Source organism: Muriicola sp. E247 (assembly GCF_041358175.1).
Classification (GTDB): Bacteria; Bacteroidota; Bacteroidia; order Flavobacteriales; family Flavobacteriaceae; genus Muriicola.
Window position 1 is genome coordinate 184,124 of record NZ_JBGKBE010000001.1, and the last position, 17,835, is coordinate 201,958.

15 protein-coding genes are annotated in these 17,835 nt (G+C 42.9%); 4 read left to right on the top strand and 11 right to left on the bottom strand.

Features of this window, described 5'->3' with window-relative positions:
* Positions 1-61: 61 nt before the first annotated feature.
* Together ACA086_RS00845 and bioA are read right to left on the bottom strand one after the other, a co-directional pair.
* The gene (locus ACA086_RS00845; protein WP_371001333.1) at positions 62-1,234 is read right to left on the bottom strand and encodes a beta-ketoacyl synthase N-terminal-like domain-containing protein; all 1,173 of its coding nucleotides are present in this window, start codon (positions 1,232-1,234) and stop codon (positions 62-64) included.
* Between the two features lie 86 nt (positions 1,235-1,320).
* On the bottom strand, positions 1,321-2,592 hold the full coding sequence (gene bioA / locus ACA086_RS00850; RefSeq protein ID WP_371001334.1) for an adenosylmethionine--8-amino-7-oxononanoate transaminase: 1,272 nt from the start codon (positions 2,590-2,592) through the stop codon (positions 1,321-1,323).
* Positions 2,593-2,654: 62 nt separating this feature from the next.
* On the opposite strand from bioA, the gene ACA086_RS00855 reads away from it, so the two are divergent.
* The gene (locus ACA086_RS00855; RefSeq protein ID WP_371001335.1) at positions 2,655-4,145 is read left to right on the top strand and encodes an ArnT family glycosyltransferase; all 1,491 of its coding nucleotides are present in this window, start codon (positions 2,655-2,657) and stop codon (positions 4,143-4,145) included.
* Here the strand turns inward: ACA086_RS00855 and bioD are convergent.
* Genes bioD through ACA086_RS00870 form a run of 3 tightly spaced genes read right to left on the bottom strand, consistent with a single transcriptional unit; the run spans position 4,131 to position 6,303 of the window.
* Complete coding sequence (gene bioD, locus ACA086_RS00860) at positions 4,131-4,748, bottom strand: dethiobiotin synthase (RefSeq protein WP_371001336.1); 618 nt, start codon at positions 4,746-4,748, stop codon at positions 4,131-4,133. The two genes, ACA086_RS00855 and bioD, sit on opposite strands and share 15 nt — an antisense overlap.
* A 3-nt stretch (positions 4,749-4,751) precedes the next feature.
* Entirely contained in the window at positions 4,752-5,156 is a 405-nt protein-coding gene (locus tag ACA086_RS00865; RefSeq protein WP_371001337.1) for a DUF2007 domain-containing protein, read from the bottom strand.
* Entirely contained in the window at positions 5,128-6,303 is a 1,176-nt protein-coding gene (locus tag ACA086_RS00870) for an aminotransferase class I/II-fold pyridoxal phosphate-dependent enzyme (RefSeq protein ID WP_371001338.1), read from the bottom strand. The genes ACA086_RS00865 and ACA086_RS00870 overlap by 29 nt, the downstream gene beginning before the upstream one ends.
* Before the next feature lie 73 nt (positions 6,304-6,376).
* Here ACA086_RS00870 and ACA086_RS00875 point away from each other — a divergent pair, with 73 nt between their 5' ends.
* Positions 6,377-6,904 (top strand): N-acetyltransferase family protein, encoded by a 528-nt coding sequence (locus ACA086_RS00875; RefSeq protein WP_371001341.1) that lies wholly within the window; start codon positions 6,377-6,379, stop codon positions 6,902-6,904.
* Between the two features lie 9 nt (positions 6,905-6,913).
* Here the strand turns inward: ACA086_RS00875 and ACA086_RS00880 are convergent, their stop codons facing one another.
* The 6 genes from ACA086_RS00880 to ACA086_RS00905 form a co-directional block, all read right to left on the bottom strand.
* Positions 6,914-7,192, bottom strand: a complete 279-nt coding sequence (locus ACA086_RS00880) for a F0F1 ATP synthase subunit epsilon (protein WP_371001342.1) — start codon at positions 7,190-7,192, stop codon at positions 6,914-6,916.
* Positions 7,193-7,240: 48 nt separating this feature from the next.
* Complete coding sequence (gene atpD / locus ACA086_RS00885) at positions 7,241-8,749, bottom strand: F0F1 ATP synthase subunit beta (protein WP_371001345.1); 1,509 nt, start codon at positions 8,747-8,749, stop codon at positions 7,241-7,243.
* 180 nt (positions 8,750-8,929) lie between these two features.
* The gene (locus ACA086_RS00890; protein WP_371001347.1) at positions 8,930-11,683 is read right to left on the bottom strand and encodes a TonB-dependent receptor domain-containing protein; all 2,754 of its coding nucleotides are present in this window, start codon (positions 11,681-11,683) and stop codon (positions 8,930-8,932) included.
* Between the two features lie 227 nt (positions 11,684-11,910).
* On the bottom strand, positions 11,911-13,758 hold the full coding sequence (gene glmS / locus ACA086_RS00895; RefSeq protein WP_371001348.1) for a glutamine--fructose-6-phosphate transaminase (isomerizing): 1,848 nt from the start codon (positions 13,756-13,758) through the stop codon (positions 11,911-11,913).
* Between the two features lie 117 nt (positions 13,759-13,875).
* Positions 13,876-15,702: a DUF4270 family protein gene (locus tag ACA086_RS00900; RefSeq protein ID WP_371001350.1), complete on the bottom strand. Its 1,827-nt coding sequence runs from the start codon at positions 15,700-15,702 to the stop codon at positions 13,876-13,878.
* Between the two features lie 5 nt (positions 15,703-15,707).
* Positions 15,708-16,517 carry a glycogen/starch synthase gene (locus tag ACA086_RS00905; protein WP_371001351.1) on the bottom strand — a complete coding sequence of 270 codons (810 nt, stop codon included), beginning with the start codon at positions 16,515-16,517 and terminating at the stop codon, positions 15,708-15,710.
* A gap of 103 nt (positions 16,518-16,620) precedes the next feature.
* Between ACA086_RS00905 and panC the strand changes: the two genes are divergently transcribed.
* Together panC and panD are read left to right on the top strand one after the other, a co-directional pair.
* A complete protein-coding gene (gene panC / locus ACA086_RS00910) occupies positions 16,621-17,469 on the top strand; it encodes a pantoate--beta-alanine ligase (RefSeq protein WP_371001352.1) in 849 nt (282 codons plus the stop codon).
* A 13-nt stretch (positions 17,470-17,482) separates the two neighbouring features.
* On the top strand, positions 17,483-17,833 hold the full coding sequence (panD, locus tag ACA086_RS00915) for an aspartate 1-decarboxylase (RefSeq protein WP_371001354.1): 351 nt from the start codon (positions 17,483-17,485) through the stop codon (positions 17,831-17,833).
* The last annotated feature ends 2 nt before the right edge of the window (positions 17,834-17,835 follow it).

The window sequence follows — 17,835 nt, forward strand, 5'->3', positions numbered from 1 at the left end:
TCTCAAAAATAGAGAATCTTGTGAAATAGGGATGCTATTCCCCAATTATTATATCATCTGCTCATAGCTGAGGGTGCCTTAGGAGCACGCTTACCGCATTTCCTCCAAAGCCTACTGAGTTGACAAGAATCCTTTGTAGCTTTTTTGCCGTGGGTATTTCTCCGGAATACGGAACAGGAATAAAAACCTGATGCCGTAACATGAGTACAGCCAATTCCAGACTCAGCATCCCCGATGCCCCAAAAGTGTGCCCTGTTTGCCATTTATTAGAGGTAAGCAACGGCAAGGAATTCCCAAACACCTTTTTTACAGCCCTGCATTCTGACAAATCCCCCTGAATTGTTCCTGGCGCGTGCATGACGATAGCGTCGACTTCTGAAACAGCTAAATCACCAAGAGCCATCGCCATGGATTTCTGAAAACAATCGGCTTCTGTTGAAATTGATACCGGATGCTCCAGGATTTCAGTGGCATATCCAACACCTTCGATAATGGCCAGACTTAGAGGTGTAACCCCTTTCTGCAGACAAGCCACGGCAGCTCCTTCACCCAGGACCATGCTGTTCGCATTTTTATCCAGATCCAGCGCCCTGCAAGGATATTTATCTTTACCCTCAGAATAGATCTTAAGGGCCTTCATTTGTGCGAGGGTAAAAGGGGTGAGAGGAGCTTCACTTCCCCCGACCAGAAATCGATCAGTCATACCACTTTGCAGCCATGCAATTCCATTTAAAACAGCATGTAAAGCTGTTGAACAGGTTATTGAATGGGATATCTCAGGGCCTGTGGTCTTAAGATCATGTGCTATCCATGAAGAAATATTTCCCAGGGTTGTTGTTGGGGAAGTAGCAGGGGTTGTCCTGCCCGTTGAGATAAACTCTTTATGTCTGGATTCAAACAGGCCTGTAGCACCCCTGGAGGATCCTATATTGATTCCTATGGCCTTTTCTCCTGTCCATGAAGCCGACTTAATCGCCAGTCTTGCAACATACATGGCGAAGAGAACAGTGTCGTCTAATTGCCTGTACCGGGACTCTAATTCCCTTAATTCCCCCAGTTTTTTTCTAATTCCTTCAGATAAAGGTGCCACCGTGGCGCCAACTCCATTATAATTTCGTTTTTCCAGGGCGTGCTTTCCGGAAAGATAAGATGACCATACTTGTTCTTCCCCACTTCCAAGTGCAGAAAGGGATTCTATAGCAACAAGAGATATCGGGGTACTTAGTGACTGCATACGAGGGGCTAAAATAAGGGTTCTTACTATTTCTGACTTAATGAATCCTGTAATTTTCCCTACCGGAATTTTATCATCTAATCGATTTATAAGTCGAGTTCAAGTGCTCCCCTAACAGCATTGTACACCTTGTCGAGTTGGACGTCACTGATAATGTATGGAGGCAGAAGGTAAATCGTCTTTCCTAAGGGCCTTAAATAAACCCCTTTATCCATAAAGTATTCGTACAATCGATCGCGCAGACTTCCGTATCTCGGCGTTTCAATATTGAGATCCAGGGCATAAATAACCCCTTTCTGCCTTGTCGCCGATATTCCGGGATGGTTTTTTATCTCTTTATCAAATTGCTGATGCCGGTCTGTGATCCTTCTGATATTCTCCTGTATCTCCTCCGATTGTAATAATTTGAGAGCCGATAAGGCCGCTGTACAGGCCAGCGGATTCGCCGTATAAGTATGGCCGTGGAAGAACCCCTTCCTAATCTCATCGTCATAAAAGGCATTGTAAATTTCTTTTGTACAACTAGTTATGGCCATAGGGAGCAAACCAGCCGTTAGCGCCTTGGAGAGACAAATTATATCAGGTTTGATACTTACCTGATCCGATGCAAAAAAAGTCCCTGTTTTTCCAAAGCCCGTCATTACTTCATCTGCAATGGTAAGTACTCCCTTCGATTTCAATAAGCTCAGGATCCGATTAAGTTGTTCGGGACTGTGCATCTTCATGGCCGCAGCACCCTGTACCAGGGGTTCATAAACAAAGCCGGCAATATCCTCCTGTTGGAGCCGACTTTCAAGCCCGGACAATATATTATCTATAGTATCTTCAGTAGGGACCGGAATTCGCTCTACCTGTATAAAATGTTCCTCAAAAGGCCCATTATAAGATGAAAGTCCCGATACGGACATCGCCCCAAAAGTATCTCCGTGAAACCCTTCCTCAAAAGCCAGCATAATAAAACGCTTCTGCCCTTTATTATAAAAGTATTGCAGGGCCATTTTAATTCCTATCTCAACTGCCGTTGAGCCATTGTCAGAAAAGAAGAGTTTATCCTGGTTTGCAGGGAGTACCTCCATCAGGGCTTCAGAAAGGGCAATTGCCGGTTCGTGCGTCAGACCACTGAAAATCACCTGATCGAGCTGCTGCATCTGCATCGCTACAGCTTCGGTGATGGCAGGGTTACAATGGCCATACATAGCCGTATACCAGGAGGAAATCGCATCGATGTATTCATTCCCTTCTTCATCGATGAGGATAGCCCCGTTTGCCTTTTTGATCCCGAGCATTTCCCTTTGGGTTTTGTGTTGAGTTAAGGGATGCCAGAGGTATCTTTTATCTCGATCTGTAAGTTTCTCCAAGGTTAAAATTTTTGGGCAACATCTAATTATCTATCTTGCATTGGGGGAAGATCCCGAAAGTTATGCCGCACAAAGTTATAACATCTCTTATACCTAAGTACGATAAATTAAAAAATGGGAAGGTATTTCTGGGCTTAGCTTTTCTCTCTGTCCTTCTCAGGCTCCCCTTTTTTTTCCGGGATTATATCGACCGCGATGAAAGTACTTTTATTCTCATGGCCCAATCCTGGGTTGACGGACAGCTGCCTTATACCCATTTATGGGACCTTAAACCCCCTATGGTATTCCTTTTTTTCGCTGCGATCATATACCTCTTTGGTAAAAGTTTTATTGCAATCCGATTGATCGGTGCACTTGCTGTGGCCGGAATTGCGTGGTATACTTTTAAAATCGGGAGAGAAGTACATACCACAAAAACAGGATTCTGGTCTGCCATTGGATGTGTTTACCTGCTTAGCCTTTTCGGGAGCGTTCAGGGAGTGATGTCTGAGCATCTGAGTATGCTGTTTTTTATTCCGGCACTGTATCTCCTGATTAAATACAGGGATTACAAATGGTATTTTACCGCTGGGATTCTGATAGGTATTTCTCTGATGATGAAACTCAATCTTGCTTACAGTGTTCTGGGAATCTTGCTTTTGCTCTTATTAAAATCGGTCCTTGAAAAACAAATTCCCTCAGGGATTTACAAGGTGAGTTTGATTGGGGGGGGCGTTCTTTTAGTAATCGCAAGTACCTTTATCCCATACTTAGTTTCAGATATTCCTGAAGTTTGGTTTAATTCCGTAATCCTTGCTCCTCTGGCCTATTCCAGCGATCAGCAGAGCTCTGTTTTCAATGTCCTGCCGCTGTGTATCATCCTGCTGTTATTTGGGTTTTTCAGCTGGAAAAGAAGATGGATAGATTTCAATGATCCCAATATCCAGATGCTTGTTGTTGTGATCGCCGGTGTGGTCGTTTCCTTTTTAAAAATTGGAAGGGTAAACGGGCACTACCTCATGCAGTTGTATCCCATGTTGCTAATCCTGCTTGGAATTGCCTTACATAAAACCTTTAAATGTCGGCCAAAATTTTACCCGCTAGTCCTTGGACTTCTTCTTTTATTACCTGTAGAAAGCTATTTGGAATATGTAAATGTCATTAAAAATAAAGTGAGCCACGGTACTTTTTATAATGGGGAAGGATTTACGGTGTCGGATTTTATTAAAAAGAACAACCTAAATGAAAAGGAGGTGCTGTTTTTTGAATACCATATCGGGTATTGGCTACTCGATGCCACCCCTCCGACTAAGGCGGCCACACATCCCAGTAATATTTGCAGGCCTGCCCTTTATCCTTATTACAAAAATCCCAGGAAAAATGCACTTGCAGAACTTGAATACCTGTTAGATTCTCTGCAGCCCGAAACGGTGATAACCAGAAAAGACAAATCGGTTTTCGACAAGGAATACATCGCTGAAGATCACTATGTTAGGTCCTACCTTTCGGAGCATTATCAACTGGTGGGAACTTCAGGCCGGGCTGAGATTTTTACCCGTTTAAATAGCCGTTAGCTGGCTCCTGAATTCGTCGGCGTATTTTTGTACAACCTTTTTGTTAAAGGATTCTTCCTCTGAAATTCGTCCAATAAATGATACTCCCGTTTTGGAAAGAATAATATTTTCTGTAGTGGGGTGTTCCTCTCCACTAAAAACAACGAATACTTCGAGTCCTCTGGCTTTAAGGGTTTCAATCGTCAGAAGGGAATGGTTGATGCTTCCTAAGTAATGCCTTGAAACGACAATGACCTTGTACCCCGGTTTAATCAGGTCCAGGATGGTTTCGTTATCATTTATTGGCACCAGAATCCCTCCTGCTCCTTCTATGACCAGATGATTATGAGTCTCAGGCTCTACTATGCTGTCCTTTGTAAGGAGAATTCCATCAATATCAGCAGCGGCATGCGGACTCATAGGAGATGTGAGGGCATAACTGTTTTTGTGTATTACGGTTTTTGTATTGCTGATCAGCTCTCTTATTTTGTCACTATCAGAGTACTGCAGATCACCGGCCTGTATAGGTTTCCAGTAGTCGGCTTCCAGGGCTTCCACAATGATAGCGGAAGCAATGGTCTTTCCCACCTCAGTGGAAATTCCGGTTACAAAGATTCTTTTCACGAATTACTGGGGTTGAGTGATCATTCCGCAGGCAAGGCACTTGTATTTCTTCTTTTCAAAGAATGGAAAGAGCTTATTTAAATATCCTTTTCTGGTATAGTAGACCTCAGATCGGCTCGCTTTGCAATTGGGACAAACGATGGGATCGCCATTATCGTCCTGCGCATATCTTCTGTATTCGTCATATATCTTTACAGCCCTATCCTTATCTTTGGTATACACCTGAAGTTTTACACCTCCGATGGCCTGACTAACCAGGGGATCGGTGTTGAGGAAGTTTTCGTCCTTTAGATAAACATAAATCCCTTCGGATTCCAAACGACCTTTAATGACCTGTGCGTCTGCTGGAAATTCAAATGCCCCCAGGGTATAAAACTTTTCAGGTGTGGATTTTTTCGTCGATTGCATAAGCCAATATACTTAATACTTCTTTGATTTCTTCTTCTGTGTTAAAACTATGCAGGCAAATTCTGATCCTTTCCTTTCCTTCGGGTACGGTAGGGGCCAAAATAGGTCGGACATCATACCCCTTTTTGCCGAGGGTCTGTGCAACTCTCTTAACGCGTTTATTGCCCGGAATTATACAGGAATGGATGGCAGAACTACTTGGAATAAAAAGTTCCTTTAATCTCAGTTTTTCAATTTCCCTGTGGAAAAGTTCGATGTTAGATTGGAGTTTTGATTTTCGCTCCATAAACTCTTTCGATTCGAAATACTGGTAGGTATGTAGAATTGAGGCAATGGTCAAAGGAGGTAAGGCCGTAGTATAGATAAAACTTCTGGCAAAATTGAGCAGATAGGTCTTTAACTCTCTGCTGCCCAGGATGGCAGATCCCTGAACACCTGCCGCCTTACCAAAAGTGACTAGGCGTGCAAAAATACCCTGAGTAGCATGTTCTATGTTTTCTAAGTCTGTTGGTGTTTTGTCTATTCCCCTAATGGCATGAGCTTCATCCAAAATAAGTTGGCAATGGAATTCACGACAGAGCGTTAAAAGGGCTTCTAGATCGGGATGATCTCCATCCATTGAAAAAACAGCTTCGGTCACTAAGTAACATTGAGCATGCTGCGAAATATTCTTTCTAAGGTTCCCAAGCTGAGCCCTAAGGTGTTTGAGATCATTGTGTTTAAATTTAACACTCCTGGCCAGACCCATTCGAATTCCATCACGCATACTGGCGTGGATATATTCATCGTATAAAATAAGATCTCCACGTTGGGGTACGGATGAAAATAAACCCAGATTTGCATCGTATCCCGAATTAAAAATAAGGGCAGCTTCCTCCCCGTAGTAGGCGGCAAGTAAATTTTCGGTTTCTTCAAAAAGCTGATTATTGCCAGATAAAAGTCTCGAGCCGGTTGAACCATTCCGGATAAACTCACGGGATTCGAGAAGATCGGTGGCGGCCTTAAAAATCGACTTGTCCCTTGCCAGGCCCAGATAGTCGTTAGATACAAAATCCACTAAATTACTCCCCGGTAAAAGCTCGCGAAAAGTGTCTTCCTTCTTTCTTTGCTCTAATTTTTGCCGTAATTTATTCGGAAAATCAGCCATAAGACAAAGGTAGCATTTAGATGATTAAAAGAATCCTGAAAATGTATCTCACTAAACTCAAATTCTTAAAACAATGCCAGTAGAATACAGTCGGGCCTCCACTGAAAAAGAGCTTAGGGATATTCTGGAGTTACAGCAGCAGAATCTTCCTGAACAACTGTCGGAGGAATTAAAGCAGCGAGAAGGTTTTTTAACGGTAAAGCACAGTTTTGAGCTGCTAAAAAAAATGAACAATGTGTGTCCGCATATTGTCGCAAAGGATGGAGACCGTGTCATTGGTTATGCCCTTTGTATGCATCCTGATTTTAAGAATGAGATTCCAATACTCTTTTCCATGTTTAAGGAAATTGAAGCTCAATATGGAAACGAACCCTTTCTTGTTATGGGGCAAATATGCATCGATAAGGACTATCGTGGAAAAGGGGTTTTCAGGGGATTATACAGCTCAATGAAGGAAGCAGTTGGAACTGATTATAATCTGATTGTCACTGAGGTTGACGGGCGTAATAGCCGCTCCCTTGATGCTCACCTTGCCATTGGATTTAAGGTCATAAAAAAATACCAATCCGATGGGAAGGATTGGTATCTTATTGTGTTGTAGTCTTGTTTTCTAGTCTACCAGAACAATCACCTTATTGTCATTCATCTCCATGGTTCCGCTACTGATTGCCAGGGTCATTTTCCCTTCTTTGTTTTTGGAAAATTTAGCTTCGTGTTCCTCCGGGATACTGATCTCCCCGCCAATTTTAACCTGTCCTTTCTGGAGAAGGGATACGATAGGGGCGTGATTGTCTAGCACCTGGAATTCTCCGGTAAGGCCGGGTACGGTAACTGAGTTTACCTTTCCTTCAAAGAGAGTAGCTTCCGGAGATAAGATTTCTAAATGCATCTTTTGACTTTAATAATGTTCTGTTATCTAAAGAACCAATTTGTTCAATTATGCCTCAGCCAGCATTTTCTCACCGGCTTCGATAGCTTCTTCAATGGTTCCCTTTAAGTTAAAGGCTGATTCTGGAAGGTGGTCGAGTTCTCCGTCCATGATCATATTAAATCCTTTAATTGTCTCCTTGATATCAACAAGGACACCCGGGATACCTGTAAACTGTTCTGCAACATGGAAAGGTTGAGAAAGGAAACGCTGTACACGTCTTGCTCTACCTACAGCCAGTTTGTCTTCTTCAGACAATTCTTCCATTCCGAGGATGGCGATGATATCCTGAAGCTCCTTATATCTCTGTAATAGCTCTTTTACACGCTGGGCGCAGGCATAGTGCTCTTTCCCGAGTATATCAGCGGTAAGGATACGCGATGTAGAATCCAGTGGATCCACCGCAGGATAAATCCCTAACTCCGCAATCTTACGAGAAAGTACTGTTGTTGCATCCAGGTGGGCAAATGTTGTAGCAGGCGCGGGATCTGTTAAGTCATCCGCAGGTACGTAGACCGCCTGTACTGAGGTAATGGAACCTCTTTTGGTAGAGGTAATCCGTTCCTGCATGGCACCCATTTCTGTTGCCAGGGTGGGCTGGTAACCTACCGCTGAAGGCATACGTCCCAAAAGGGCTGATACCTCTGATCCTGCCTGTGTAAATCGGAAAATGTTGTCCACGAAAAAGAGAACGTCTTTCCCCTGGCCATCACCGGCACCGTCGCGGAAATATTCTGCTATGGTAAGTCCGGAAAGGGCTACACGAGCACGTGCTCCCGGGGGTTCGTTCATCTGTCCGAAAACGAAGGTTGCCTTCGATTCTTTCATGGCTTTTTTATCAACTTTAGACAAGTCCCAGCCTCCTTCTTCCATGGAGTGAAGGAAATCGTCTCCGTATTTTATAATTCCTGATTCGAGCATCTCCCTGAGCAGGTCGTTCCCTTCCCTGGTACGCTCACCAACACCGGCAAATACGGATAGACCTCCGTGCCCTTTTGCGATGTTGTTAATCAATTCCTGGATAAGTACGGTCTTTCCAACTCCTGCACCACCGAACAAACCGATCTTTCCTCCTTTTGCATACGGCTCAATAAGGTCGATGACCTTGATCCCGGTGAAGAGAACTTCTGTGGAAGTCGACAAATCTTCAAACTTAGGTGCTTCCCTATGGATGGGCAGTCCGTTTTTCCCTTCCTTAGGAAGGTCTCCCAGGCCGTCAATAGCATCCCCAATCACATTGAAGAGTCGGCCATAGATATCTTCCCCTACGGGCATTTGAATAGCTTTCCCGGTAGAGACAACGTCAACTCCCCTACTCAAACCATCAGTAGAATCCATAGATATGGAACGTACACTGTTCTCGCCTATATGAGATTGAACTTCCAGGACAAGAAGTGTACCATCGCTTTTTGTGATTTCAAGGGAATCATAGATTCTTGGAAGATCCGATCCGGATGCGAACTCTACGTCGATCACCGGGCCGATGATCTGAGAAACTTTGCCAGTTACTTTAGCCATTATTCAATTTTTTGATTCAATTAAAGGAAAATTTAAAGGCCATCTAAAAGGAGTAATGGCTTCTTTTTTCCGGCTGCAAAGATATGTCATAACATTGTAAATAAGAATGCTTTCCTTCACTTTTTTACATAAAAAAAGCACCGGATTAGCGGTGCTTTTATACTTAGTTTATTCTGCCTTTTAAGGGTTAATCGTCCAGGATACATAGAATATGGATCCTACCGCCCCTGTTCCTACGGCGGAGAAATATTCCTGCCCAAGGATGTTAGATCCTCCAACCTTAAATACCGACTTGATATTTGGCACAGCGTAGTTAATTTGTGCATCCAGAACTGTGAATGAAGGTAGTTGTCCATCAGCAAATGTTGCCTGCCAGAAGTAAGTGTCACTCCAGCGGTAGTTCACGTTAAACCCAAAATTTTCAAATAGTTCAGTATTTCCGAAGGAAGCCTTTACCTTGTGATTCGGGGTGTTGAAGTTCGTTCGGAAATCAGGGAAGGCTGCCTGATCGAAATCAATTTCTGCATAGGTATAATTCACTCCAAGATCAAAGTCACCCAGCACTTTGAAATCCAGACCAATTGTAGCTCCGTATGAATTTATGTCGGCTAATGAATTCGTGTACGTTTGATAAGGTGCAAAATCCCCATTCTGTAATGCAAGAAGTGACAATGCATTATCCCCGGCTGTTCCATACAAGGGGACTAATACTGTAGTATTCGAAATAAAGTTTTTATACTGGTTGTAGTACCCGCTCAGATCAATCGTAACTTTTCCAAATTGAGCCCTGTAGCCAGCTTCAAAGGCTGTAATCTCTTCCGGTTTTACCACGGGGGTATTTACAGCTGTTGGAGCACCTGCACCCACAGAAGCTGCCGAGAACGCATTTTCGTAGGCTGCTCTTCCTACGACCGTAGAAGTGCTAGAACCTGTTATGGTCTCCCCTGCCGCACTGAGAGGAAAGTTTCTTACATCCCTGTCCAGGTTGTCAGGTGCTGAGCCTACTAATACGGCTAACCCGGCATCCAGGCCAATAAACAGATCCTGAGTCGTAGGATTTCTGAATCCCTGTTGGGCCGAGATCCGGAAATTCTGATTCCTGTTCTCTCCGGCAGTATATGCAAAAGAAATTCTTGGGGAGAAAAACCCATCGAAGAACTGATTCTTATCATAGCGAATAGAACCTGTGAATTTCAATCGTTCTTCTAACATCTTTTTCTGAATCTGCATATAGGCCCCGTATTCATTATATGCAATGGGCCCGTCAATATCGGTAAAGATGGTACCATTGGAATTCAAGACGTATTCACGGAAAGACCCGCCGATCTGTACATCAGCAAAATCGCCTGTCAGATAGCTAAAATTATAATTAGCATCGATATGGCGCAATTTGGTATTATCGATAAATTTTGATCCGGTAAGAAGGTCACCGTCTGCAGTTACCTGGTTGAATGCATTTTGATATTCAGGCGTTCCTGGTATAAATCTACCTGTGTCGGCCGCCTGCCTGGCTGCAGCATGGGCTGTGGCATCATCTAATAGAACCCCGGTACCAACTCCTAACCTAGCTCCGATATAGGTGGTAGCATATTCCTCAAACCATTGCTGATCTCCTTTCCATCTACGGTTAATGTTAAGAGCAGTAAAGCGCGTATCATAGGAGTTTCCTGAATTTTCTGATGTGATATAACCTCTCAGGAAAAAGTTGTCGTTCCTGAATTCCAGTTTGTGTTGTTGAAGAATAAAGTCTCGGATAGCATACCTGCTGGCTCCCTGATAAATCGTATTTCCCCTTCCAATTCTTCCATTATAGATGATCTCAAAATCATCTGCAAAAGGTCGGTAATGCACTGAGAAATCTGTTTTTACGCTTTCCGCGCCATAATTATCTACGAGATCGATTTCATCATAACCGGTCCGGGATACATTTGCAGAGCCCAGTGTGCCGGAAGGTAATCCTGCTAAAACATCAAAATTAAGAGGGATGGTAAAATCATCTCCGTATACATTGAGACCATTATAAGCAGGATCCGATCTGTCAGCTCCGGGATTATTCAGATCATCTGTCCGGTTAGCGTGCCAGTCCTCTCCTTTTAAAAAGGAAAAGTTGGCTTTTACAGCAAGTTTATCGCTAAAGGCATGTGATGCCCTGATTCCAAAATCGTAATAACTATTATCTCCTGCGGCTTCCTGAGAGGTGATTCCTGTTTTAAAATAAGCGCTGATTCCCTGGAAATCAAAGGGATTCTTACTCCTCATAAACAGTATCCCGTTAAAGGCACCTGCACCGTAGAGTGCTGAAGATGCACCGGGAAGGATCTCAACCGACTGTACTTCCAGTTCGGACATCCCCACCAGGTTCCCCAGAACAAAGTTGAGTCCGGGGGCGGAGTTGTCCATTCCGTCTACCAATTGAAGAAAGCGGGTATTGGCAAAAGTGGCAAACCCTCTTGTATTGATTGACTGGAAGGTTAAACTGTTGGTATTGATGTCTACCCCTTTTAAATTCTGTAATCCCCCATAGAAGGATTCAGCAGCGGTATTCTTGATTTCTTTCAACCCAAACCTTTCTACAGAAACCGGAGATTCAAAAAGTCGTTCCGGTGTCCTCGAGGCAGAAACGACGATCTCATCCAGCAGTGTTGATGACTCCTGGAGGATAATGTCCAGGGTCTGGTTGTTTGTGGTAACCTGAATGGTAACTTCAGTATAACCAATACTTGTAACTCTAACAACAAAAGGAGTTGCCTGGGTTGTGGACAGGGTGAAATTTCCGTCGAAATCTGCCACTGCTCCTGTAGTGGTGCCGATGATGACGATATTTGCTCCTGGTATAGGTTCTCCGCCATCGTCTTTTACGGTTCCCTGAATTGTGGTTTGTGCATTAATTCCATACCCTATAAGCAGGAAGAATAATAATAGTGCTGTTCTCATTCGTCTGGGTCTTTGTTATAGCGGGCAATTTAACAATTTTTTTACGTCGTAGAATACTAATATCAAAAAAAGCTATGGGAAGAATTGTTAATTTATAATTGCAGGGGATAGATTATTGTCAAATTGTTAAGATTTATCCTCCTGAAAAAGAATCAAATAAAGCAGAAATCAAAAAAAAAGCAGCTCCCGAATTTCAGGAACTGCCGTTATAATATTTTTAATTGAATTTATTCTACGGTAACCGATTTAGCCAGGTTACGGGGTTGATCCACATTACAACCTCTCATAACTGCGATATGATAAGAAAGCAGTTGTAAAGGAATGGTTGTTACGAGCGGACTTAGTCCTTCCAAAACTTCAGGTACTTCAATAACGTGATCTGCCAGTTCTCTTACCTGGGTATCTCCTTCAGTGACGATGGCGATAATCTTCCCTTTACGTGTCTTTATCTCCTGGATATTACTCACCACTTTCTCATAGTGCCCCTTCTTTGTGGCAATGACAATAACGGGCATATGCTCATCGATCAGTGCGATGGGGCCATGTTTCATCTCGGCGGCAGGATAACCTTCCGCATGGATATAACTGATTTCTTTAAGTTTTAAAGCTCCTTCCAGGGCTACAGGGAAATTGTATCCCCTTCCCAGGTAAAGGCAGTTTTCTGAGTCTTTATAGACGTCTGCGATAATCTCCACCAGTGGATTGGCTTCAAGGGCTTTTTGTACCTTATCCGGTATATTTTCCAATTCAACAAGTATTTCGTGATACTTGGTTTCATTGATCGCGCCCTTTTCCTTGGCAAGTTTTAGGGCCAGTAAGGTCAGGATAGTGATCTGAGTGGTGAAAGCCTTTGTAGACGCCACACCAATTTCAGGTCCGGCATGCGTATAAGCTCCGGCATGGGTCTCCCTTGCAATAGATGAACCTACCACATTACAGACTCCAAACACAAAAGCGCCATTTTCTTTGGCTAGCTTAATAGCAGCCAGTGTATCTGCGGTTTCTCCTGATTGAGAGATAGCAATAACAACATCTTTATTGGTGATGACCGGATTCCGGTATCTGAATTCGGAAGCGTATTCCACTTCCACAGGTATCCGGGCAAGATCCTCAAAGATATATTCAGCTACAAGGCCGGCATGCCATGAGGTTCCACAGGCTACAATAATGATGCGGTTTGCATTCATAAACCGCTCCAGGTTATCATCTATCCCAGACATTTTTATCAATCCCTGATCTACAAGCAATCTACCCCTGTAGGTGTCCTTAATCGCCCTGGGTTGTTCGTAGATCTCCTTCAGCATAAAATGGTCGTAGCCACCTTTCTCAATTTCCTCCAGATTGAGTTGTAATTCCTGGATCATGGGGTAGGCCACCGCGTCATTCTTAATCTTTCGCAATTTTATTTCCTTCCCGGGGCGAACAATAGCCATCTCCTCATCTTCAAGGTATACTGCATTATTGGTATACTCAATAAATGGTGATGCATCTGAAGCGATAAAGAATTCGTTTTCACCAATTCCTATTGCAAGCGGACTACCTAATTTTGCAACAACAATTTCATCGGGCTTTGCCTTGTCAAAAACTGCTATGGCATAGGCTCCAACAACTTGGTTCAAAGCTATTTGTACAGCCTTTCCAAGCTTTACCTTTTCTTTCTTTTTTACCTCTTCTATAAGGTTCACAAGAACTTCTGTATCTGTATCAGATTCAAAAACGTACCCCCTTTTGGAGAGCTCCGTTTTTACGGCCTCATAATTTTCGATGATCCCGTTGTGGATGATCACCAGGTCGCCTGAATTAGAGTAATGTGGATGGGAATTCACATCGTTTGGTATCCCATGAGTGGCCCAACGGGTATGGCCCATTCCGAGAGAACCGTTGATGGATATGTTTTTTTCTGATTTGTTTTTCAGGTCGGCCACCTTGCCCTTAGTCTTGGACATATTGATCTGATTTCCGTCGAACAGGGCGATTCCGGCACTGTCATAGCCGCGGTACTCCAGTCTTTGAAGTCCTTTCATAATGATGGGATATGCCTCCCGGTGACCTATATAACCAACTATTCCACACATAGTAATTAGAGATTAAGCATTATTATGGAATATAAATTTACGAGAAGTAATGAAATAAAGCTCGTTTTTAGGTTGTATAACGAGATTTATCCGCCAGTGGTAAACTAAGAAGAGTATTTAATTAATTTCTGTATAGAATATTTCGAGCTTAAGCTTCTTGTCTTCCGGAACATTGGCTTCGCTTCCATACAATATTGTTCCCAAAGGACTCAGGGTTGGAGCAACGGGGAGATCTTTATCTGAGTCCCCAACAACCACAGCACTGTTAGCCCCGGAAATACGTATATCCGGTGATATGGCAAGTCCGAGTGTTGCATTGACCGAATCGCGGAGAATCAGATTGTTGACATGATCGGTAATTCTGATTTTATATTTAATTCCCTGATCATTTTCTTCCTGTAAAAAAGCATCGTAATCGAGGTAAATACCAAATCGGGAGTCTTCAACAGAAAATTCACTTGTAACATCGTAAACCGGATTATTGGTCTCGGCATTGTACATATACAACCTTAAGGGTTCTGTGATTCCTCCAACAGCGTCAAGTGTTTCCCTGTCTACATAAAAAACAAGATTGGCCTCGTTTATTATCCAGTTTCTCGATTTGATATCATTGACTATGGCCTCCCCATTGTTTTCTTCAAAAAGAGCTATTTCAGCGTATGTGCCCGGGCCCCCTTTCAGATATATCCGGGACGCATTATTTCCTGTATCAAGATTATCCGAAATTTCAGCAGGATATGGTTCTGAAATTATTGTATTAACCGCATTTCCTGAAATGGGAGCATTGGCCTGACCAGTAATGAGGCTGATGGTGTATTCCCTTTCTGCAGTCTCCAGTTCCTCGTCTACTATCCGATCATACTCATAGGTGATAGTAATACTGGCACTCCTCAGATCGAGCAGAAGCATAATATCATCCGTTATGGGTGTAACGGATAAATGAAGGCCTCTGAAAAAATCTTTGAAGTTAGAATTGCTGATAAGTTCTGGCTTTCCTTCCTTATCAAGAATATTTGCCTGAAAGAAATCGGAATCTAAAGACACCCTTATTCCGGGCTCTATTACCTGAGGGGCTTCCAGGGATTCATCATCTTCAGTATCCGGGTCATCTTCTGCAAATACCAGAGTTTGTTCATCATCTATCAATACCTCCCCATCGAAAAGAACATCGGAGACAAATGAAGGTGCGAACTCCTGACTCGAATAATACTCCTGGGATTCCAGAAAATTAGTGTTAGGATCCAGGTCACGTAAAAAGTAGGTAGACCTTTCAACTTTTAAATTAAATGGCACATCACTGTTACCGTAAATACTATCAAGATCTCTTTTAACCGGGAACCTGTTGGCAAGGGTACTCGTATCTTCATCATCGGCAATTCCATCCCCGTCAGTATCGGGATTCAATGGATCTGTGCCTAAAAGGCGCTCTTCGTTATCTGTTAGTCCGTCCCCGTCACTATCACTATCGGGGTCTTCAGGATCTGCATCCAACTCGTCTATCACTCCGTCTAGATCAGTATCTGCGTTGTCGTTTCTCAAGTACGGGATATACAAAACAACATCTAAGATTCTTTCGTTCTCCTCAATAGTCGCATCCACATCGTCAGTATCAGAAATATCTTCTGTACTCTGTGCATAATTGCCAAAAATTGGATTTCCAATTCCCCCCTGCAGGGATACCTGGGTGGTAATGCTTGCGGTGGTCCTTCCAAAAACAGGATCATTAAACACCCCTATTTGATATATAGGCAACTGATTCGTCTGAACAGCCATCACATTCCTATTATAGGCAAAAACATCGTAAACAGCTACGTCTGAGGTAAAGGGATTTTGGTCGATGACCCCTCTCCCGATGGTTGTGACGTCTTCTTCACATGAAGAAACCGCAATTAGCAGAAGTGTTCCTATAAGGGCAGGAACTGTACCTCGTAAAAAGAATCGCATGGGGCTTATTTTAAAACTTCGGTGTCATAAAAATTTGCATAGGCCTCTTCAAATTCCTGAAGCGGAACATATGGTAACACGGGCTTTTGAAGGTTGTTGATGTGCGAAAGCAGATCTTCCGGAATCCCTTCAGCTGCTAAAATTACAGCATCAGAATTATTGACCCCTATTTTTAACAAATTATTATATGTAGGCTCTTTAAGGAGGGTAACAGCGTCTTCAGGAATACCGTCGAAGGTTACTTTTTTTATAAGGTCTTTATCGAGTGTCCCCTCAAAACTCTTCCCGTAAACGGAGAGTACAATTTTGCTGTCTGCAAAAAGGGGTTCGTCGGCGTAATATTTTCTTAGGTATAACGGAAGCAGAGAAGACATCCAACCGTGAACATGGATGATGTCAGGGTTCCAATTGAGTTTTTTAACTGTTTCTACTACTCCTTTGGCAAAAAAGATGGCGCGTTCATCGTTATCGGCAAACATATCACCATTCTCATCGGTAAAAGTTGCTTTGCGTTTAAAATACTCCTCGTTATCAATAAAATAAACCTGAATCCTTTCTTTGGGGATAGATGCCACCTTAATGATCAAAGGCATATCCATGTCATTTATAACCAGATTCATTCCTGACAGCCTGATCACCTCGTGCAGCTGATGCCTCCGTTCATTGATATTGCCATATCGCGGCATAAAGATCCGGATCTGACCGCCTTTGCTGTTCACCATTCTCGGTGTTTCGTAAGACATTAAGGAAACTTCATTCTCTGGTAAGTAGGGCACTAATTCTGAAGATACAAACAATATCTTTTTACCATTCATACAGGTCGTATTTTATTTATCGCAGAAACGTAGCTGCAAAATTACAAAAATTATGCAGATTAGCCGTAATTATAGTAAGTTTGCTCGCTTTTTAAATTTTGGTATGAAGTTGATTTCGGATAAAAAAGAGCTCCTTTCCCATTTAAATTCTAAAAAAGTTGAGTCTGGAACTCTCGGTTTAGTTCCAACTATGGGCGCTTTGCATGAAGGACATCTAAGTCTTGTGCAGAAAGCTTTGGCCGAAAATGAGAGAATAGTAGTAACAATATTTGTAAATCCTACCCAATTTAATAATACAGAGGACCTTAAAAAGTATCCTAAAACTCTGAAAGCTGATCTGGCCTTATTAGAAGGTTTAAGTGAAAACATCACTGTATTCGCCCCGGCAGTAGAAGAGCTGTACAATGAAGACATTGTCTCAAAACAGTACTCCTTTGACGGTCTCGATAAGGTTATGGAAGGGGAATTCCGTGGTGGACATTTTAATGGGGTTGCCACTATTGTAGAAATGTTATTTGATTTGATCAGACCAGACAAAGCCTATTTTGGAGAGAAAGACTTTCAACAGCTCCAGGTGGTAACCCGACTGTCAGAAAGTCTGCCATTTAAGGTGGAGGTAATAGGCTGTCCTATCGTTCGTGAAACCAATGGCCTGGCGATGAGTTCACGTAATAGTTTGCTCTCGGAGCAGATGAGGATGAAGGCGGGTTTAATTTACAGAACCCTGAAAGAGGTCAAACGTATGTTTGGCACGGAAAATGCGACTACAATAAGTGAGTATGTGTCTAGAGTTTTCGCTTCGGAACAGGATATGAAATTAGAATATTTTCAAATCGCCGACGTTCAAACCCTGACACCGATGATTAGAAAACAAAAAAACAGAAAATACAGAGGCTTTATTGCCGTTTATGCCGAGGGGGTTCGCCTCATTGACAATATAGCTGTGAATTGATTACTTTTGCGCCATGAAAATTGAAGTAGTAAAATCAAAAATACACCGGGTAAAAGTTACCGGGGCAGACCTGAATTATATCGGTAGTATTACCATTGATGAGGACCTGATGGATGCTGCCAATATTATTAAAGGGGAAAAAGTTCAGATCGTCAACAATAACAACGGTGAACGCCTGGAGACTTATGCCATCCCCGGACCCAGAAACTCTGGGGAATTAACCTTAAATGGTGCTGCAGCGAGAAAAGTAGCCGTAGGCGATATCCTGATACTGATCACCTACGCCTGGATGGAAATCGAAGAGGCTAAAACCTTTGAACCTGCCATGATCTTTCCCAACGAAGAAAACAATCTTTTAACCTAAAC